The following is a 21,593-nucleotide window of genomic DNA, read 5'->3' as shown; positions in this document are numbered from 1 at the left end:
GTGGATTCGACATCCCCATGCGCGGTAGCGCGACCGTCACCAAGACCGGCGGTGTGGCCTTCTCGGCGGCAAGCTCCGGAAGCATCTGGCTTGACGAGCTGCGTTACGCGGCAGCCGGAATCACCGACGGCATCGTCTCCTACACGATCAGCGCGAACTCCGGTGCCGGTGGTTCAGTGTCGCCTGTCGGCGCTACCAGTGTCGTGAGTGGAGACTCGCAGGCGTACACGATCGCCGCCAACCCCGGCTATCAGATTGCCGATGTCACCGTAGATGGTGCAGCGGTGGGTGCTGTCTCCTCATACACCTTCAACAACATCACCGCAGACCACACCATTTCGGCGAGCTTCGCTCCCGTCACGTACACGCTCACTGCATCGGCGGGGGCTAACGGCTCGATCTCCCCGGCCGGCATCACCCCTGTGGGCTTTGGTGGCTCGCAGAGCTACACCATCACAGCGAACGCCGGCTACCAGATTCAAGGTGTCACCGTTGACGGAGTCTCCGTTGGCGCCGTGTCGTCCTACGTCTTCAGCAACATCTCTGCGAATCACACCATCGCAGCGACATTCGCGCTCCTTCCCGATACGGCTGCTCCCAGCGCGCCTACGGCGGCAGTCGGATCCGATCTCGCGCCGGATCAGGGCGGGGTGATCGGGGTCTCCTGGACCGCGTCAACTGACAACATCGGTGTGACCGGTTACAAGCTCTACCGCGGCGTGGCGGCAGGCGTCTACGACTCGGTGACCACTCTTGGTGCGGTCAGTTCCACCAGTGTCTCCGGCCTCACGAACGCCACGCGCTACTACTTCGCCGTGTCCGCCCTCGACGCCGCCGGTAACGAGAGCGAGAAGTCACCCGAGTTCTCAGCCGTTCCCACAGACGACATCGCACCCGCTGTCCCCACGGGTCTTGGTGCCGCGGTGCTCGGGACCGATCGTATCCGCATCTCCTGGACCGCCAACGCCGAGTCCGACCTGGCCGGCTACGACGTCTACCGCGACGGGGTCAAGGTCAACGGGGCGCCGGTCGCGAGCGCCTCTTACACCGACTCGGGTCTGACCACCGCGACCGTCTACGCCTATTCGGTGGCGGCGCGTGATGTCAACGGCAACGCGAGTGGACAGACCGGCACCGTGAGTGCGACCACCGCCTCGGAGCCTCCGGCACCGGGGACGTCAGGCACGCTCGATGCCGGCTTCGAGAGCGGCACCGATGGTGCGTTGCTCGCAAGTCCTCCGTGGACGGCTGTGGGTTCTCCGCTGCATCGCGAGTACGACAACGCTCGTGCCAAGGTCGGCACAAAGTCGGCCTGGATCCAAGGCCCGGCGTCGACGTCGTTCGCTGGAACCTTCGAAGCCGAATCCGCCAACATGACTGAGGACGGCGCGGAGATCCGCTTCTGGTTGTACCAGGACACCACGAATCAGAACCGCCGCTTCTACGACAACATCACGGCAGGTGGCACCTACGGCGCCTACCTGGTGCTTCTGGCCGCCGACGGCACCATCCAGGTCAATGTCGCCAAGACCGCCCCTACAGCCGGCTACATCACCGGCTACAACGTGGTCGGCACGCAGACGACCGGCTGGACCGAGTACCGCATCGTGCACAACTTCGGCAGTCAGACGATCACCCTCTCGACGCGCAAGAACGCCGCTGATGCGTGGACGGGACTGAAGAGCGCGGGCGCGAGTGGATTCGACATCCCCATGCGCGGTAGCGCGACCGTCACCAAGACCGGCGGTGTGGCCTTCTCGGCGGCAAGCTCCGGAAGCATCTGGCTTGACGAGCTGCGTTACGCGGCAGCCGGAATCACCGATCCGGTCACCGATGTGTACACCATCACCGCTACGTCTGGCGCTGGCGGCTCGATTTCGCCCTCGGGTGCCCAGAGCGTGGTGTCCGGTGCAGTGGCCTCGTACAACGTCGTCCCGGCGCCTGGTTACGCCATCTCAAGTGTCACAGTCGACGGTCTGAGTTTCGGTGCTGTCTCCTCCTACACCTTCAACAACGTCACCGCAGACCACACCATTTCGGCGACCTTCGCACCGATCACGTACCAGATCACGCCGTCAGCGGGCTTTGGCGGTTCGATTTCGCCCGCTACGCCGCAGCTGCGGGGCTACGGCGGCTCCTCGACCTTCAGCATCACCCCCTCGTCCGGCTACCAGATCGCCGACGTCAAGGTTGATGGTGTCTCGGCTGGCGCCGTCTCGACGTACACCTTCTCCGCCATCTCTGCCAACCACACGATCGCGGCAACGTTCTCACTGATTCCGGCGAGCAGTTACCAGATCACCTCATCCGCGGGCGCCAACGGCTCCATTTCGCCTGCAGGGGCGACGAACGTAGCGAGCGGAGGCTCCCAGGCGTACACGATCACTCCATCCTCCGGCTACGTGGTCGCCGATGTGCTCGTCGACGGAGTCAGCGTCGGCTCGGTCTCGGCCTACACGTTCAGCAACGTCACCGCGGTACACACCATCACTGCGACGTTCACGCCGATCTCCACGGGTGGAGACATGGCGGTCACGCAGTTCAACTGCGATAGCTGCCACGTTCGCGGATCCGCGCTTGATAACCATGACCACCCGTGCGACGCGTGCCATGAGGTGAGTTGGGGCCATGCGGGCACGCCTGCCGACATCCACGCCAACGCGGTCGCCTCGACGTGCGTCCCGTGCCATGATTCCGAGCTGACCGTCGAGCACAACGGTCGTACGACCACGACCGGCGCGGCCTTCACCTGCGCCACGTGTCACGAGACCACCGACCCTGTGGTTCGCGCGGCCATCAATGCTGGCAACAGTGAGTGCAGCGCCTGCCACTCGAACACCGACCACGCTGCGGCTCACGGTTCCTCGGTCGCATCCACCCCGCTCGGCACCACGGGCACGGTCTGCGGCGATTGCCACGTCGCTGACATCCAGGTCGAGCACTCCCTGCCCAGCGCGAGCTCCTCGGCACTCGCTTGCGCGAACTGCCACCCCACGCCGCGCGATACGCTGACGCCCGCATGGGCAGCCGGTTGCGTCCAGGGCGGTTGTCATCCGGCAGGCACGCCCGCCGAGATGCACGGCAACTCCGCGACGGCGCACGCGCCGGCCGCGGGCAATGCCGCGTGCTTCGCCACCGGATGCCATGTCGGCACCGACATCTCCGCGATTCATGCCTCGGCTGCGACTACGGTCGCTGGCACCCCGCGCACTTCGTGCATGGTCTGCCACTCAGGCGGTGTTCCCGCCAGCAAGGACTGCACGACCTGCCACACCAACGACGGCGTTGACTTCCACGCCGCGCAGAATGCAGTTCACGTGTCCGCGACCAACGCCACGTGCTTCGGTGCCGGTTGCCACGAGGCATCCCAGAGCCTCCCCGACGTTCACTCGCGCTACGTGGGGGCTGGCTCGGCTAATCCGCAGTACGCGACCACCTGCGAGCTGTGTCACAAGAACGAGAACCCGAACCGCATTGACTGGGCGGTTCAGCAGCCCAACGCTCGCTGCACCGACTCATGCCATGTGAGCAACCACGAGGGCATGTCCGGTGGTCACGCGACGACGTCGGCAAGCGCGGCATGCACGTCCGCCGGCTGCCATAGCACCGACATCAACACCATCCACGGCACATACAGTGATCTGACCCGTTGCGGCATCTGCCACACGAGCACAGCCAACTGGAGCAAGACTGGCGACTGCGTGAGCTGTCATGACACCGCCAACCCGCATCCGAACATGGAGGCGACGCACACCGCAGCTCCGCCTGCGTCACCGATCACGATCTCGGGCGTGGACTTCCCGGCGCAGACCTGCACCGACTGTCACCCGAACATGGTCATCAGCTCGTCGCACACGGGCGACTGCTCGAAGTGCCATCCCAACCCGCGTGCAAGCGTAGCCCCCGCGTGGGACAAGAGCTGCGTACAGGGCGGATGCCACACGTCTGAGTCCTCGTTGCCGATGCACTCCAACGTCGATACGGCTCACGCGCCCATCGCAGGCCAGACCTGCTACACGACCGGCTGTCACGCCGCAACCGGCGTCAACAGCCTTGCTGAGACTCACTCCAACGCGACGACCACCGTCGCCGGATCCACGCGCACAAGCTGTCAGGTCTGCCACGCTGACGGCACGCCGGCTTCCGGCGCCTGCTCCAGCTGCCATGCCGATAAGGTCGACGGTACGCACGGCGCCACCGCGGCGCACGGGTTCACCACCGGTGCCGACGCCAACGCGGCAGGCGACGCCGGCTGCTCGAACTCCGGTTCGGGTTGCCACGGCACCGATGCCACCTACGCATCGTTCGCCGACTACCACCCCGCCACGGGCTGCGTGTCCGGCGCCTGCCACACCTCGTCCTCCAAGGCGGGTTACGCGGGCAACGGCGACTGTCAGTCCTGCCATGACGGCAGCTACACCAACGCGCCTGCCCGCGCGGCGCTCTCAACCGAGCACTACGTCGAGACCACACACACCGCTTCGGGCCTGACCGCAACCGTCTCGGCCGGTGGTACCGCTTCTGCGGCCTGCACCGACTGTCACGACGGCGCCAGCGGGCTCGCCGGCCAGCACACGGGCATCACGCCTGCGGCGGGCTCGACCTACGGCACGACGATCTCATGCGTCGAGTGCCACAACGACACTCGCGTCAACGGCAACGCCACGATGCTTGCTGGCTGGACTGCGGGCACCTGTGCCGCCTGCCACACCGCAGGTAGCGCGGCTCCGCAGCACGCCACGACGGCCCCGGTCGTGAACACGACCTCAGCCGCAAGCTGCGGCGCTTCCGGTACCGGCTGCCACACCACCTACGACGTCCACGCGCTGCACAAGGACGCCGCGAGCTGTGCGCTCGCCGGCTGTCACGATGCCGCGCAGCAGGGCAAGAAGCCTGCAATCACCGCATGCGGTGAGGCGGGCGGCTGTCACGCGACCGAAGGAACCGACTTCCACGCTGGAGTCGGTGCGGCCCACAACGCCTCAGGCGCCGATGTCGGAGTGGCGAGCACGGGCGGACTGCCGTGCGCGACCTGCCACTTCACCAGCGCATCCGCCACGACGAGCAACACTGTCGTCGAGCACGCCAAGGCGAGTTCCAAGACCACCGGTGGATCCGCGATCACCTGCACCGACTGCCACTCGGCGAGCTACTTCCCGAATGGCTGGAATGCGGCTGCCCCCGCGAGCAACACCTGCGTCGCCTGTCACGCCACCGGTCAGGCCCCTGCGCCGCACACCGGTGTAGCGACGGCGCACGACTACGACACAGTCGCCGGCAACTACGCGGCTTGCTCGGGTCCGGGTACCTACTGCCACAACAGCAACGTCGGTGACATCGCCGACGTCGGTGACCTGCACGCGGCGTCGCGTCCGGGCGATGCATCGTGTACGTCATGCCACAACAACGATGCTCCGCCGACCAAGGGTCTGTGCGCGGACTGCCACGGCACCCGTGAGACCGTTCACGCCCACACCTCGAGCCACAACACCGTTGGCTCAGAGGCGTGCACGAGCTGTCACCCCGATCAGATCGGTCTGGGTGGCCACGTGATCGCGGGCGTCCCGTCCGGCTGTCACACCTGCCACGACAACGACACCCTGACCGCGAACGGCACCCGTTACCTTAAGGGCACCTACACCGCCCAGTGCACGAGCTGCCACAACGACACGGTCATCGGCGCCAAGGACTACACGACCGCTCATTACAGCGAGACCACGCACACGGCTGCACCGTTCACGTCGGCTGCTCAGGGCACCGGTGCGGATGGAACGGTCGAGGCCGAGGGCAAGGAGTGCAGCACCTGTCACACCGCGACCCTGAAGGTCGCGCATGAGACCGTCAGCGTCTCGGGTGGCTCGGTCACCTGCGTCGAGTGTCATACCGACACCACGCTGGGTAGCGCGGCAGTCATCGCCTCCAACTGGGCCAACGACCGCTGCACCGACTGCCACGACACGGGCGCCGCAACCACGCACGACGCGTACGCTGCGGATCACACCGTGTCCACCACCCGCGGCTGCGCGGGCTCGGGCGCGGGCTGCCATGGCTATACCAACCTGGCCAAGCTGCACGACAAGAGCCAGGCCGGTGGAGCGGCAACCGCCAACTCGTGTGCCAATATCGGCTGTCACACCACGAAGGACGCGCGTCCGAGCGCCATCGACGCCGACTCCTGCGGTTCCGGCAGCGTCGGTGGATGCCACGCCGACAAGACGACGGCCAACCACGGCTACAGCGCCGCCAAGCACACGGCGACGCCGGCTGCCGAGAGCTACACCATCAACGGAGCGACCTACTCGTCGCCCGCCTGCGACAGCTGCCATGAGGCGGTTCTCGATGTCGAGCACGCAAAGGCGTCGTCCTCGTCAGCTGCTGCTGGTTGCGTCGCATGTCACCCGACGCCTAAGGACAGCCTGACCCCCGCATGGGACAAGGGTTGTGCGCAGGGCGACTGCCACACGATCACGTCGGCGGCCCCCAAGCACGCCGCTATCGACATCGCGCACATGAATGTCGACACATACGGTTGTGCTGATCCGGGGTGCCACACCGGCGACCTTGCCGCAGTGCACTCCGTTGCCAGCACGACGACGGCGGGCGGCCAGACCCGCACTTCGTGCATGGTCTGCCACGCCGATGGCGTACCCGCATCCAACGACTGCGCGACCTGCCATGCGCCGACCTTCGAGGACCTCAACGTTCTGATGGACGGTCACTTCGCAGGCACCACGCACGTCGCGGCGCCTGCCACGCAGACCGTGACGATCTCGGGTGTCGACTTCGCGAACGTCGGATGTGCGGATTGCCACAGCACTCAGTTCGAGCTGCAGGCGACACACGGTGGTTACAGTTCGTGCACCAAGTGCCACCCGAGCCCGAAGAACACCCTGACTCCCGCATGGGACAAGGGTTGCGCGCAGGGCGGCTGTCACACCGTGACCTCCACGATGCCGATGCACGCGTCGATCGACGCCTCGCACGCGCCGGTCGCCGGTCAGACCTGCTACACCGCCGGCTGCCATGCAGCCGCCGGAACGGCTAGCATCGCTGCCACGCACAAGAACGCTTCGGCTGTTCTCGGTGGCTCGACTCGCACGAGCTGCCAGGTCTGCCACTGGAACGGCACGCCTGCCAGCGGCGCATGCGCCAGCTGCCACGCCGACAAGGTCGACGGCACGCACGGCGCCACTGCGGCACACGGGTTCACCACCGGGTCTGACGCCAACGCGGCAGGGGACGCCGGCTGCTCGAACTCCGGCTCGGGCTGCCACGGTACCGATGCCACCTACGCATCGTTCGCCGACTACCACCCCGCCACGGGTTGCGTGTCCGGCGCATGCCACACCTCGTCATCCAAGGCGGGTTACGCGGGCAACGGCGACTGCCAGAGCTGCCACGACGGTAGCTACACCAACGCACCGGCCCGTAGCGCGCTCTCGACCGAGCACTACGTCGAGACCACGCACACCGCGTCCGGCCTGACCGCGACCGTCTCGGCCGGCGGCACCGCATCTGCGGCCTGCACCACCTGCCACGACGGAGCCACCGGTCTGGCTGGCCAGCACACGGGCATCACGCCTGCGGCGGGCTCGACCTACGGCACGACGATCTCATGCGTCGAGTGCCACAACGACACGCGCGTCAACGGCAACGCCACGATGCTCACCGGTTGGACCGAGGGTACCTGTGCCGCATGCCACGCGACGGGGACCGCTGCACCACAGCACGCCACGACCGCACCGGTCGCCAACGCAACCTCGACACAGAGCTGTGGCGCCTCGGGCCTGAACTGTCACACGACGTACGACGTACACGCGCTGCACAAGGACGCCGCGAGCTGTGCGCTCGCCGGCTGTCACGACACTGCGCAGCAGGGCAAGAAGCCGACGACCACCACGTGCGGATCGGGCGGCGCCTGCCACTCGACCTACACCGCGGGCGCCTCGCACTCGCCGGCCGCCAACCACGCTCCGACGAACTCGGTGCAGGCGAACGCCACCTTCTCAGGTGTTGCCTGTAGCGCATGCCACGTCGTGACTGGTGGTCTGACGGCGGAGCACGCGCTGACGACCTCGGTCAAGAGCACCAGCTCCAACACGTGCCTCAACTGCCATAACAGCGCTGCCTCGACGGCCGCCGTCGCCAACAACTGGTCGGCCAAGGACACGACTGGCGCCTGCGCCGCGTGTCACACCAACGGCCTCGCGATCCATGCGACGGTTGACGCGACCAAGCACGCTGCTGCGACCTCGACTGGGTGCGCCTCGACCGGCGTCGGTTGCCACAACACCGGCAACCTCGCGGCTGTCGGCACCGACAAGTCCAGCACCATCCACGACAACTGCATGCGCTGCCACGACCGTACGGCGACCGCCCCGAACATGGCGTTCGACCCGGCCAAGAACTCCTGTGGTAGCTGCCACGCGTCCGGCACGTACAACTCGGCGAGCTCGGTCCACAACGGTACGGGCGGCCTGGCCGACGGTACCGATTCCACCCACCACACTGCGACGCTCGCTGCCGGCTCCTACGCAGCGGTCTACGCCGGTGGCCAGACGTGCACCACGTGCCACAGCGGCGCGCTGAAGACCGCACACACGGCGAGCTCTGCCGGTTCGGTCGACTGCGCTGGCTGCCACAACGACACGACGCTCGGTTCGGCCACCGTGGTCAAGGCGAACTGGACTGCCAAGACGTGTACCTCGTGCCACACCACGAGCGGCGTCCACACCGCGTACGAGACGGGCACCGGAATCGCCGCCAGCCACAAGGCGACGTCGACCGCCGGATGCGCCAGCTCGGGCGCAGGCTGCCATAGCAACGCCGATATGGGCGCCCTGCACGCGAACACGGCTGCGGGCTGCGTCACCTGCCACGCCGCCGATAAGAACATGGCCGCGGTCTCTAAGACCTGCGGTCAGTCGACGGGCTGCCACACCACCGGCACCTTCCACGCAGGCGTGACCGGCTCTGATGCGCTGCACACCGCAGCCACGATGGGCACGCAGGTCGACCCGGTCTCCGGCTTCAGCGGCAACACCTGCCAGGACTGCCACACCGGCACCCTGCTCACCGCGCACGCTAAGACCGGCCCCACGAGCAACCTTGGCTGGACCAACGAGTGCACTGACTGTCACAACTCTTTGACGCCGATCAACAGCGCGGCCGTCGTAGCCGGCAACTGGACACCGAGTGAGTGTGCGACCTGCCACACCAGCAGCCACGACGTCTACGCCTCGGGTCACCAGGGCCAGCCTTCCGGCACCAACACCTGCCTCGGCTGTCACACCAACGACTCGACCGACCTTCGCATCGTTCACAAGAACGCTGTGACGGTCGGCAGCGCACTTGACACCGGTTGCGGCATCGTCGGATGCCACAACGTCGCCGACGCGACTCCCTCAATCAAGTCGTGTGGTACGGGCGGCACCTGTCACACCGACAAGATCGACGGCAACCACGGCTCCGCTACCGCGCACACCTTCACGAGCGCCAGCGATCACGTCGCGGCCGCCAACACCGGCTGCACCAACTCGGGCGCTGGCTGCCACGGCAGCGAGTCGACCTACGGTTCGTTCGTCGACTACCACCCGAACACCGGTTGTATGTCCGGTGCCTGCCACACCTCGGCGAGCAAGGCGACCTACACCGGCGACCACGAGTGCGTGAGCTGCCACAACGGCAACTACACCAACGCGCCTGACGTGGTCAGCCTGGATGCAGTCACGCCGAACGGTCACTACAGCGAGACCACGCATACGGCCACGGGCATGACCACCAGCCTCAACGCGGGCGGCACCCAGAGCGCTACCTGTAACGACTGCCACAACGCAACCTCGGCGACCACAGTCGACGATCTCTACGCGCAGCATCAGGGCATCGGTGCGGTGAACCAGCCCGCCACCGAAACCACCAGCTTCGCGGATGGTTTCGAGTCCGGCAGCTACAGCGCGTGGGATGCTGACGCGAGCCGCTACGTCGCGGCGGTTCCGGGCGCCAACACGCCGGTCTGGAACGCAGACATGCAGACCACCACGTGGACATCGCTGACCGCGCCGACGACTCCTGCGCTGACACGGGCGTTCAACACCAACTCAAACACGACGGTCGCAACCCTACGTACGGGCCAGACCACTGGCCACGACTCCGCGTCGACCGCCTACGCCCGACTCAGGGCCGTGGCGAGCGCGACCGGTTCGGCAGTGCTCACGCGTGGCGCCTCGGGTTCGTACATGAATCTGAGTGGCTACAGTTCCGCTACGGTCTCCTGGTATGACGTCGCGACCTCGATGCACGCAGGCGACAGCCTCAAGCTGGAGTGGTTCGACGGCACTACCTGGACACAGGAGTGGATCCTCACCGGCACCGCCGAGGGCACGCTGACCAACAACAACTGGGCCGCGCATTCAATCACCATCCCGGCCAACAAGTTGAGCGCCAGCAACGCACTTCGCTTCACGTTCACCTACGACAGCAACGCCACTCAGACCACGACCTATCTGGACGACATCCTTGTGAGTGGGAACGCTGTCGGTACTCCCGAGGCGGGTTGGAATGTTCAGAGCACTACGAAGCGGACCGGCACGTACGGTGCACGTGCGATCGGCGCCGACGCGACGACGCGCTACGTGACCAAGACCGGTGTAAGCAACGCCGGCGCAGATTCTGTCACGCTCAAGTACGCGATCAACTACGCGAGCCTCGAGGCTGCAGACAGCCTCGCGGTTCAGACCTACAACGGCACCGCCTGGTCCGCCGCAAAGACCTACACGCTCACAGGCGGCAATCTCGCCTGGACCGATGAGGTCATCACGGGTCTGCCGGCTTCAACCAGCGGCGTCCGGTTCGCCTTCCGCGGTGATACGGCTGACGACCTTGTCTACGTCGACAACGTCTCACTCACTAAGGTCGTCAACGGTGCATCCACGGCCGGCACGTCCGTCTCCTGCTCCGGTTGCCACAACGCCAACGCGAAGACCATCTCGCTGGTGAGCGCAGCTACCGCCTGGAACGACCAGTGCGACGCCTGCCACAACGCCACGGACATGCCCACGAAGGCGGCTAGCCACCTGACGAGCGTTCCCGCCGTCGCAGGCTCGTCGACTCAGGGCTGCGCTTCGAGCGGTGCGGGCTGCCACGACACGACCGACCTGCACTCAATCCACAAGGGCAACGGCGGCGCAGACCCGGTGTGCTCCGACTGCCACGACTACGGTTCGCAAGCCGTCCTGCCGGTCGACAAGACCTGTGGTGTCGGCGGTGCGTGCCATAACGGCGCGACCTACACGGCGACCGACCACGGCAAGACGGGCAACGACGCTGCGCACACCGCGACCGGCATGACCACGACGCTTGATGGCACCACCTACAACACCGGTGGCGGCAACACCTGTGCGGACTGCCACAGCTCGGGTCTGCGCTCGGCACACACGACGGTCACCGCGACGCTGGACTCGGGTCGCGCGGCATGGACCGCGCCGTTCTGCGCCAACTGCCACAACTCGACCTACGCCGAGGCGAACTCGGTGACCACGATCAAGACCAACAGCTGGAGCGCTCAGACGTGCGATCAGTGCCATGTCACCAACGGCAACGGCAAGCACACGACGTACACCGGTGCGGAGCACACGGCCAGCACGGGCTCGAACACGTGCACCGGTGCCGGCTGCCACGCCACGCTCGACGTCCGGACGCTCCACAACAAGGTCAACGTAGGCTGTACGCTGGCCGGTGCTGATAGCTTCGGGGTCAACGGTGCATGCCACGACCTAGACAAGTCGATGCCTGCGGCCGCCCTCACCTGCGGCACCGGAACCACGGGCTGTCACACGAGCCACGCTGCCGGCAACCACGGTCCGGACCACAACGCCGCCCAGGTACTGGGTGCGGCAGTCGGTACCACCGGCCAGACCTACGGCTACGGCAAGAACGTCGGTTGCTTCATGACCGGCGCGAACACCGGCTGCCACTTCCAGGATCTGCGCCGTGAGCACGGCAGCACCGCGTACCTCACCGCACAGGGCGTGGCAGGGACTGAGCGCACCATGAACGGTGCTCGAGGCGGCAGCGCTGACGGTTGCACCGTCTGCCATGCCACCGGTATGGGTACTGCAGGCGCCTACGCAGCCCGCACCGCAATCCAGACGGCGATCACCAACGGCGACTACCGTTGCGTGAGCTGTCACTTCGAGACCACGGATGCCGCCGGCACCACCGGTGTCCAGGCACCGCACAAGTCGACCGAGAAGATCGCGAACGCGCCGCTTGGCACGACTGCTGAGTGGGCAGCCGCAGCACAGGCTCAGGGTGGCGGTCACAACTCGTTCGGTGTGAGCTTCCCGAAGAGCGGTGCACAGGCCTACGGTGCGACCGTCAACGGCGTGGCCATGACCGGTACGTTCGCGGCCATGACTGGCTTTGTCAGCGGCTGGACCACCACGAGCGTTGTCACCTGCACCTCGACCGGCTGTCACAACCGCACCACCGCGCCTAACGGCCCGCAGGGTGCGACGGTCCCGTGGTACTACAACAACGGCACCGCCGTGACCGGCACGATTTCGACGCACTGGTACAACACGGTGCTCAACGGTACTACCACGCCTGCGGCGACTGGCTGCAACAACTGCCACCAGACGCTGAGTTCGACGGTGCACAGTCGTGGTGACCATTACGAGCAGTGTCAGAACTGCCACATCCGCATCCCGCACGCGTGGAAGCGTCCGCGCCTCCTGCGTCGTGTCGCGGCTGCGGGCGGTACGACCACCCAGACGGTCGATGCGCTGCCGTACACCGATCCTGCTCTGACCAACTCGCTCCAGGCGTACAAGGTCACTGCAACACAGACGAACTTCAGCAGTCAGAACAGCTGCAACGACAACTGCGGGCAGCACACAGCAACTACACCATACTGGCCATAACATCTGAACTCAGGGGGACCCGCCGCCGGCAACGGTGGCGGGTCCCTGTGTGTTTCCGGAGTCAGACGACCGGCACGAGCGGGTCAGTCGGCTCCGGGTCGCCTAGAATGTGACACGCACGCGTTCCGAGCGCGTGAAACCCTCGCGTGAACCGGTCCGGGTATCCACACGGAAAGAGAGGCTGAGCCACGATGATCAAGCGCCTGTCAGTTGTGGCGTACGTCGCTCTGTTCCTGATCGCCGTCTGCATCCCGCCGCTTGCAGGTTGCTCGGGACCGAGTGGGGCGCCTGCCAACCAGGGTGCGTCGACTGAGACGACCCCGGGGCAGTTCCCGGCCACAACCCCCAATCCCGGCCAGCAGCCGCCGCCGCCCGCGCTCAAGGATCCCCGGACGGCCGTCTACTCGTACCTGCTCTGGATCTCCTACGCGTATCGGGTACTCAATTCGGACGTCGCCTCCTTCACCTTCACGCCCGAGGAGGAAGTCCGGGTGAACTCCTACGTGATGTACAACTTCCAAGAGGGCCGCGCGATCGACCAGCGGCTGTTGGTGGCCAACATCAAGTCCTCCAAGTCGAAGGGGGACACGGCGACGGTCGCCATGCACGAGGAGTGGATCTACCGATACATCAGCACACAGACGGGCACCTACACGTCTGAGCCACTCGAAGCTGCATACGACACTACTTACACGCTCGTGAGGCAGGACGGGAACTGGCTCGTCCACTCCGTCGCGGCTACTTCATCGGCTGGCATCAAGTAGTGTCACGACTTCACGTGAGGCGTCCACGATGAGTCGAGCAGGCTCGACCCCACTGAGCAAGGTGACCAACTGGCTCGCCTCGCCACGTCTCGCCGTCGTGCTCCTGTTCGTGGCGGGTGTTTGGTCTTTTGTCGGCACGCTCGTGCCACAGGGAGCCGCTGACAACGCTCGTGTCGTGGAGTGGGCCGCTGCGAACCCGGGGCTCACGCAGATCGTCTCCACCCTCGGGCTTCATCGCACGTTCGTCTCGCCGATCTTCATCGCGCTCATGGCGTTGCTCGCCGCCTCGACGGCGGTCTGCTCGTGGCGCCGCACGAAGGTCGCCATTCGCCGACACCGGTTGCTGCGCGGGCTCGATCCGGCCGATGCCGAGCGGCTCGTCGCGCGGCCCACATTCGTCGTCGATGATGCGCCCACGCCCGCGGACGACACCAGGCAGGCGGTCTCAGGCGCGCTGCGTCGGCTCGGCCTTTCGGTCCAGCCGCAACGAGGCGAGCTCACTGTGGCCGGCTCACGGCCGTGGGTCGCGTTCGGGAGTCCGGTCTTTCACTGGTCGCTGTTCCTGCTGATCGTCGTGATCCTCGGTGCGTCGCTCTGGCGCCTCGAGGGGCTGATCGGCGTACCGGTCGGCGAGTCCCGGCCGCTGGCGAAGGACGCGTTTGGACTGCTCACCACCGGCAGGCTCTACCGGTTCCCGGCCTCGCCGCTGCAGATCCGTGTCGACAAGATGGACATGTCCTACCCGATCGACGGGATCGACCGGGGCCCCGCCCCCACGGTGTCAGTACTTGCACCCGACGGCAGCGTCGTTGCGAGTCAGGTCGTGTTCCCCAACAAACCACTGCGCCACAAGTCGCTCATCGTTCACTCGAGCGAAATCGGCCTGGCACCACGGTTTGCCCTCGTCTCCAAGGAGACCAGTGAGGTCGGCCGGACCACACTGATCGTCGATTTCGACGAGAAGTCCCCGGGCGGAACCGCCCCCGCACAGTTCGTACTCGAGTCGGCGAATCCCGAAGACTCGCTTGAGGCGGCCGTGTCAGTGCCTCTCGACGTCTACCGGGGCGAACAGGTTCAGGGCGTTCCGAAGGTGCCCAAGGCCTCGTTCGTCATACGCCGCCAAAGCGACACGTCACTTGCCGCGAGCGGTACCATCGGGATCGGCGAGGACCTCGCGCTTCCCGACGGCTCCACCTTGCAGCTCGTGGGCGTTGGCTACTATGCGCGGCTCTCTGTCGTGGACGACTCGTCGGTTCCGGTGGTCTACCTCTTGCTGACAGTGGCGCTCATCGGAGTCACGGTTTCGATCCTCGGCCGGCAGAGCCTGGCCGTCGTCTCGATCGGCGCTTCGGAGACCGATGGCACGGCGGTGCGGGTTTGGTTCCGCGATTGGCGGGGCGGAGCCGTTCGGGCCGAGCAAGCCGAGGAGTTCGTCCGAGAAGCGCTCGGATCCGCAGTCACGGACGACGACGAACAGGAGCACAGCGCGTGAACCTCGAAATCCTACTGATGTGGCTCGCCGTGACGGCGTACGCCCTCTCGACCATCGGTCTCGTCATCGGTGCCATGTTCCGGCTCGACAAGTTGGTCACCGTCTCGCTTTGGATGGCGGTCATCGGGATCGTGCCGCAGGGCGTCGCGATCGGCTTGCGGTGGAACGAGGTCGGGCACGGCCCGTACCTCGGCTTCTACGAAGTGGTCAGCTCCTATGCCTTCGCGTCGGTGATCGCGCTTGCGATCGCGGCCGTCGTCAACCCGAAGCTTCGCCTTCTCGGCGTGGTCATCATGCCGCTGGCGACACTTATGCTTGGTGGCGCCATGCTTGCGCCGAAGTCGCCGCTCGAGATCACGGCGAAGCTCGCGAGCTGGTGGCTGACCATCCACGTGACGTTCGCGAAGCTGTCCTACGCTTCGTTCATCGCTGCGTTCGCGATCAGCCTCGCGTTCCTGTTGCGCGAGCGGCAGAAGGCGAGTGAGGATGGCATCCTCTCACGGCTGCCGAGCCAGTCGGTGCTCGACGACCTGTCGTACCGCTTCATCGGCGTCGGATTCATCTTCCTCTCGATCATGATCGTAGCCGGTGCCATCTGGGCGAACGAGGCGTGGGGTCGCTACTGGGCATGGGATCCGATCGAGACCTGGTCGCTCATCTCGTGGATCGTGTACGCCGGCTACATGCACACGCGACTCACGCTCGGGTGGCGGGGGAGGCAGTCCTCCTGGTTTGCGGTCCTTGCGCTGCCTCTGATGGCGTTCACCCTCATGGGGGTGCCGCTCGTGTACCAATCCATCCACGGCGCGTATCTGACCGGTTACTGACGTGGGTCTCGGTCGTGCTCGACGCGCGTGGTTCGCGCCCGCCATCGCTCTGATCGCACTGCTGGCAGGAGTCGCTGTCGGCTGTTCGCCGGCGACCACTGCGAATCAGCCCGCGATCCTCTTGGCCCCCGTCACGCCGGCACCCGCCGACATGTCGACGCCATTGTCGGCGGTGGAATCCTACCTCGCGTGGACGTCGTACGCGTATGCCATGATGAACTCCGATGTCGCCACCCATACCATGGGCCCCGAGGAGGAGGTGCGCGTGAACTCCTACGTGCAGCTCAACAAGGAGAAGGGGCAGCGACTCCATCAGGTGCTCGTCGAGTTCAAGCCGGGGTCGCCATCCAAGGACGGCTCGATCACGCTCCTTCCGGCCGCCGAGAAGTGGGAGTATCGCTACCTCTCGACAGACGGTCAGAGCGCCGTCTCGGAGACGCTCACCGCAGCCTATGAGGCCACGTACACCCTGATACCAGGACGTGCCAAGACCTACCTGGTCGGCTCGGTGACCGTCCAGGCACTGAGCGAGGTAAAGTAGTGCCCCTACTGGTGCCCATCGGGGCTGCCGATAGGATTCATAACTCGAGATTGATGTGATGATCGAACTGCCATAGTTGATTCGAACCGAAGGCGAGACCCGATGGCCAAGGTACTACTCATAGCTCCGCCCTACCGCTGCTGGGGCGTTCAGGTGATCGGGACCTGGCCGCCGCTGCAGCTCGCATACCTCGCCGGTATCGCCGAGGAGTCCGGTCACGAGGTTCGCCTCGTCGATGCGATGAACAACGGCTACTCGTTCGAGGACGTGAAGACCGACATCGCCGCGTGGGAGCCCGACTTCGTCATATCGCTCGACTACCTGCCGGTTTCGGGTGCGATCAGCACCGCGACCGTTCCGGCCGCGCTCGAGACGCTCGCGATCGCGAAGTCCGTGGACCCGTCGATCGTCACCATCATCGGCGGACCGCATCCCACATTCCTGTACGAGGAGATCCTGCGGGACCACCCGGGAGTGGACTACGTGATCCGCGGCGAATCGGAGGAGACGCTGCGTGCGTTGCTTGCGGCGTCCGCGACCGGAACCGTCGGCGACGTCGCGGGTATCGCGTATCGCGCTGACGGCGAGATCGTCGCCAATCCGATGCGCCCGCACATCGCCGATCTCGACACCATCACGCCCGCCTGGCACCTGCTCGACTGGAGCCTGTACCACTACAACATCGAGCCCTGGGGCCGGATGGCTTCGATTCTGACGACGCGCGGCTGCATGATGGGGTGTTCGTTCTGCTCGCACCGTGCGTTCTGGCGCGGGGACTGGCGTGCGCGCAATCCCGAGAAGGTGCTCGATGAGATCAGGGTGCTCGTCGAGCAGTACGACGTCGAGTTCATCACGCTCATCGACCCGTATCCCACCCACGATCGCGACCGCTGGGAGCGCCAGCTCGACCTGCTCATCGAGGCGAAGCTGCCGGTACACCTGCTCATGGAGACGCGCGTCGAGGACATCATCCGCGACGAGGACCTGCTGCCCAAGTACAAGGCCGCGGGCATCATCCACATGTACGTCGGAGCCGAAACGAGCACCGACGAGATGCTCGAGTCGCTCAACAAGGGTACCGACGTCGACATGAACAAGCGCGCGCTCGAGCTGCTGCGCGAGTACGACATCATGAGCGAGGCGTCGTTCATGATCGGGTTCCCCAGCGAGACGTGGGAGACGGTCGCACACACCGCTGCCGAGGCCATTCGCCTCAACCCCGATATCGCCGTGTTCCCGGTCATCACTCCGATGCCGTTCACGCCGCTCTACGACGAGGTCAAGGACCGTATTCGCGTCACGGACTACTCGAAGTACAACCTGATGACGCCGATTCTCGAGCCCTATGAGATGTCACTTGACGACGTCTACCGCGCGCTGGCGAAGTGCTACATGACCTTCTATAGCCACAAGATGCGCGAAGTCGCCGAGCTACCGGACGGGTTCAAGCGTCGCTATATGTTCAGCGCGTTCGAACAGATGATGAAGGACTACGGTGACCGCTTCGACTTCCTGCGCGAGGGGATGGGCGACGGAATGCCGAGCGACATGCCCGACCTCGAGACCATGCGCCGAGGCCACGGTGGCTGAGACTCGGCTGCTCGACAACCCGTACGTACGGGTCACCACCAACTTCGTTCACGACATGAGCACGGGCACGTGGGCGGCGTGCGTCCTCGTTCTGTGGTCGCTTGCGCGCAGCCGAGCCGGGATGCCGCCGGAGGCCGCCGCCGCCATAGCCGATGCCGCAGGTGCGGTCTTCTGGCTGCTCATCGCATCACTCATCGGGTTGACGGTGACCGGCGGCCTGCGCCTCTTCTACTGGCGCAGCGACACGCCACCCGAGCAGCTTGCAGCCAAGCGAGGTGCGCTCATCGTCAAGCACGTTGTGTTCCTCGTCGTGTACGGGGCCGGTAGCTTCTGGGCGTGGACGCTCGTCGGTTCCTAGCCCCTTCTGGCCCGCAGGCCAAAATCGAAACACCTCCGAAACATAGACTCCACTACCTTGGGTACAAGGCATTCGAGACGTACGGCCCAACGGGCCTGAATCGTGTCTCATCGGAGAAGGAGGTTCTCGTATGGCACCCACGTTCGACAAGGACTATGTGCTCAAGACCGTCGAGGAGCGCGGCGTTCGTTTCGTTCGCTTCTGGTTCACCGACGTGCTTGGCGTGCTCAAGTCGTTCGCTGTCACCGACACTGAGATCGAGGGCGCGTTCGAAGAGGGCATGGGCTTCGACGGATCCTCCATCGACGGCTTCACCCGCCTCGAAGAGTCCGACATGATCGCCTACCCCGATCCGTCGACCTTCCAGATCCTCCCGTGGCGTCCCTCCGAGGAGGGCGTCGGCCGCATGTTCACCTCCATCACCAAGCCGGACGGCTCGCCGTTCGAGGGTGATCCTCGCAACGCCCTGAAGGCTGTCTGCGACAAGGCCGCGGCCATGGGCTTCACCATGTACGTCGGTCCCGAGCTTGAGTTCTTCTACTTCGCTGACGATCAGGACACCGAGGTTCTCGACCAGGGTGGCTACTTCGATCTCACCCCGCTTGACGCCGCGTCGGATCTTCGTCGCGAGACCGTGCTCACGCTCGAGAAGATGGGCATCCCGGTCGAGTACTCGCACCACGAGGTCGCCCCGTCGCAGCACGAGATCGACCTTCGCTACGCCGAGGCCACCGAGATGGCTGACAACGTCATGACCTACAAGCTCATCGTCAAGGAGGTCGCACTCCAGAACGGCGTCTACGCGACCTTCATGCCGAAGCCGATCTTCGGTCAGAACGGCTCGGGCATGCACGTCCACCAGTCGCTCTTCAACAAGGACGGCAACGCCTTCTTCGATGCCAACGACCCCGAGGGCTTCAACCTCTCGCAGGTCGCCAAGCACTACATCGCCGGCCTCCTGAAGTACGCGCCGGAGTTCTGCGCCGTCACCAACCCGCTGGTCAACTCGTACAAGCGCCTGGTGCCGGGCTACGAGGCTCCGGTCTACATCGCGTGGGCCCGCCGCAACCGCTCCGCCCTGGTTCGCGTCCCGATGTACAAGCCCGGCAAGGAGAACGCGACTCGCCTCGAGCTTCGTTCGCCGGACCCCTCGGCCAACCCGTACCTCGCCTTCGCCGTCATGCTCGGCGCCGGCCTGAAGGGTATCGAGGAGAAGCTGCCGCTGGCCCCCGAGGCCACGAACAACATCTTCCACATGAGCGACGCCGAGCTTGATGCCGCTGGTATCAAGACGCTGCCGGGCAGCCTGGGCGAGGCCATCGAGAAGTTCGCTAACTCCGAGCTCATGAAGGAGGTTCTCGGCGAGCACATCCACACGTTCTACACCGAGAACAAGCGTGCTGAGTGGAACGAGTATCGCCTGCAGGTTTCCGAGTGGGAGCTCGACAAGTACCTGTCGGTCATCTAGGGAAACCGCCTACGCGCAGAGTTAGTCAGACGGCAAAGACGCCGGGCGGGGAGACCCGTCCGGCGTTCGCCGTTTCCGAGCGCGAATCGAACGAAACGGTATCATCATGCACATGAAACGCGTTCTCATAGTGTCCGACGACGCGCACACCCGTGCGTGGGCGTCGCACGCTGTCGAATCACTTGATGTGCAGACGATCGAATGCTCGGCGGGTGAGATGCAAAAGCGTCTGCTCGACGGCGATGTGGGCCTCGTGCTGCTCGATGGTGGTCGCAGCCCCGACGCGCTCGGTCAGATCGTCGAGCATGCTGCGTCCGGGGGAGCCGATCTGAGGCTCCTGGTTGTCGTGGAGACCGAGGCGCTGAGCGCGCTGAGGTTGCCGATCCGAGTCACAAGCGACTTCCTCGTGCGCGGCGCGTCATCCGATGAGCTCGCGGTCCGCGTCCGCAGTCTGCTGTGGCCGGGTGAAGAGGTCACGAAACAGGAACTCGTGCGCGTCGACGACCTGACGCTCAACCTCGCCACCTACCAGGCGTACCTTCACGGCGACCCGATCGACTTCACCTACCTCGAGTACGCGCTGTTCGCGTTCCTCGTGACGCATCCCGGGCGAACCTACTCCCGAGAGGTCCTGCTGCGTCGTGTCTGGGGTAGCGACTACTATGGAGGCTCACGCACCGTCGACGTGCACGTGAGGCGCATCCGATCCAAGATCGGAGCCGAGCTGTCGCGCCGGCTCGAGACGGTGAGAAACGTCGGGTATCTCTGGAACGGGTAGGTCGCATGACACAACGCACGGTAGCTGTAATCGACGGCAACAGCCTTATCCATCGTGCGTTTCACGCGTTGCCCCCAACGATGACCGCGCCTGACGGGCGACCCACGAACGCCGCATTCGGGTTCGTCTCTATGCTGCTCAAGATGATCGCCGAGCTGCGTCCGGAAGGTGTCGTCGTCGCCTTCGATCTGGGCAAGCCCGCGTTTCGCGTCGAGGCGCTCGCGCAGTACAAGGTTCACCGCCCACCCACGGACCCACAGCTCAAGGCGCAGTTCCCCATCGTCAAAGAGCTGCTCGGCGCACTCGCGGTGCCCATCGTGGAGCTTGAGGGGTGGGAGGGCGACGACATCCTCGGGACGCTCGCTCGCAAGGGTGCCGAGCAGGGGCTGCGCATGCTGCTCATCACCGGTGACCGAGATGCGTTTCAGCTCGTGACTGACGACGTGAGTGTCGTGACGACCAAGAAGGGCATCACAGACATCGTCATCTACGGACCCGACGACGTCCTCGAGCGTTACGGCGTGACGCCCTCGCAGGTGCCCGACTACCTTGGCCTCAAGGGCGATACCAGCGACAACATCCCCGGCGTGCCCGGAGTGGGCGAGAAGACCGCAGCCAAGCTCTTGCAGGAGTACGGCTCGCTTGACGCCGTTCTAGCACATGCCGAGGAGATCAAGGGCAAGGTCGGCGAGAGTCTGCGCGACAACCGAGACGCGGCGCTTGCCAGCCGCATCGTCGCCACCATCTCCTGCGACGTTCCCGTCGACATCGACCTGTCAGCCGTCGAGTTCGGCGCGTTCGACCCCGCCGAGCTCGCTGCCGCATTCGGCGCCCTGCGCTTCACGTCGCTGCTCG

The 21,593-nt window shown here is 65.4% G+C and carries 10 protein-coding genes; all 10 read left to right on the top strand.

Going from position 1 to position 21,593, the window contains the following annotated elements:
- The first annotated feature begins 17 nt into the window (after window positions 1-17).
- Window positions 18-12,920, top strand: a complete 12,903-nt coding sequence (locus HGB10_09620) for a hypothetical protein (GenBank protein NTU72060.1) — start codon at window positions 18-20, stop codon at window positions 12,918-12,920.
- Between the two features lie 191 nt (window positions 12,921-13,111).
- Entirely contained in the window at window positions 13,112-13,684 is a 573-nt protein-coding gene (locus HGB10_09615) for a hypothetical protein (protein ID NTU72059.1), read from the top strand.
- Window positions 13,685-13,712: 28 nt separating this feature from the next.
- On the top strand, window positions 13,713-15,176 hold the full coding sequence (locus HGB10_09610; GenBank protein ID NTU72058.1) for a cytochrome c biogenesis protein ResB: 1,464 nt from the start codon (window positions 13,713-13,715) through the stop codon (window positions 15,174-15,176).
- A complete protein-coding gene (ccsB, locus tag HGB10_09605) occupies window positions 15,173-16,003 on the top strand; it encodes a c-type cytochrome biogenesis protein CcsB (protein NTU72057.1) in 831 nt (276 codons plus the stop codon). Before HGB10_09610 ends, ccsB begins: the two co-directional genes overlap by 4 nt.
- A 1-nt stretch (window position 16,004) precedes the next feature.
- Complete coding sequence (locus HGB10_09600; protein NTU72056.1) at window positions 16,005-16,544, top strand: hypothetical protein; 540 nt, start codon at window positions 16,005-16,007, stop codon at window positions 16,542-16,544.
- Between the two features lie 102 nt (window positions 16,545-16,646).
- A complete protein-coding gene (locus HGB10_09595) occupies window positions 16,647-18,134 on the top strand; it encodes a radical SAM protein (GenBank protein ID NTU72055.1) in 1,488 nt (495 codons plus the stop codon).
- Window positions 18,127-18,492 (top strand): hypothetical protein, encoded by a 366-nt coding sequence (locus tag HGB10_09590; protein NTU72054.1) that lies wholly within the window; start codon window positions 18,127-18,129, stop codon window positions 18,490-18,492. Before HGB10_09595 ends, HGB10_09590 begins: the two co-directional genes overlap by 8 nt.
- Before the next feature lie 130 nt (window positions 18,493-18,622).
- The gene (locus HGB10_09585) at window positions 18,623-19,960 is read left to right on the top strand and encodes a glutamine synthetase (GenBank protein NTU72053.1); all 1,338 of its coding nucleotides are present in this window, start codon (window positions 18,623-18,625) and stop codon (window positions 19,958-19,960) included.
- 106 nt (window positions 19,961-20,066) lie between these two features.
- Window positions 20,067-20,738, top strand: coding sequence for a response regulator transcription factor (locus HGB10_09580; GenBank protein ID NTU72052.1), 672 nt, complete (start codon window positions 20,067-20,069; stop codon window positions 20,736-20,738).
- A 5-nt stretch (window positions 20,739-20,743) separates the two neighbouring features.
- Window positions 20,744-21,593, top strand: an 850-nt coding sequence (locus HGB10_09575; GenBank protein NTU72051.1) for a DNA polymerase I, incomplete at its 3' end; no start/stop codon positions are given.

It is taken from the genome of Coriobacteriia bacterium, assembly GCA_013334745.1.
In the GTDB taxonomy this organism is placed as follows: domain Bacteria; phylum Actinomycetota; class Coriobacteriia; order Anaerosomatales; family JAAXUF01; genus JAAXWY01.
Note: the sequence above shows the minus strand (reverse complement) of the source record. Positions and strands in the feature narration are given on the sequence as shown.

Bases quoted from the DNA above. Each gene is read 5' to 3' on its own strand.
- HGB10_09580 (NTU72052.1), top strand. From the start codon at position 20,067: ATGCACATGAAACGCGTTCTCATAGTGTCCGACGACGCGCACACCCGT.
- HGB10_09615 (NTU72059.1), top strand. From the start codon at position 13,112: ATGATCAAGCGCCTGTCAGTTGTGGCGTACGTCGCTCTGTTCCTGATC.
- HGB10_09595 (NTU72055.1), top strand. From the start codon at position 16,647: ATGGCCAAGGTACTACTCATAGCTCCGCCCTACCGCTGCTGGGGCGTT.
- HGB10_09620 (NTU72060.1), top strand. From the start codon at position 18: ATGCGCGGTAGCGCGACCGTCACCAAGACCGGCGGTGTGGCCTTCTCG.
- HGB10_09585 (NTU72053.1), top strand. From the start codon at position 18,623: ATGGCACCCACGTTCGACAAGGACTATGTGCTCAAGACCGTCGAGGAG.
- HGB10_09610 (NTU72058.1), top strand. From the start codon at position 13,713: ATGAGTCGAGCAGGCTCGACCCCACTGAGCAAGGTGACCAACTGGCTC.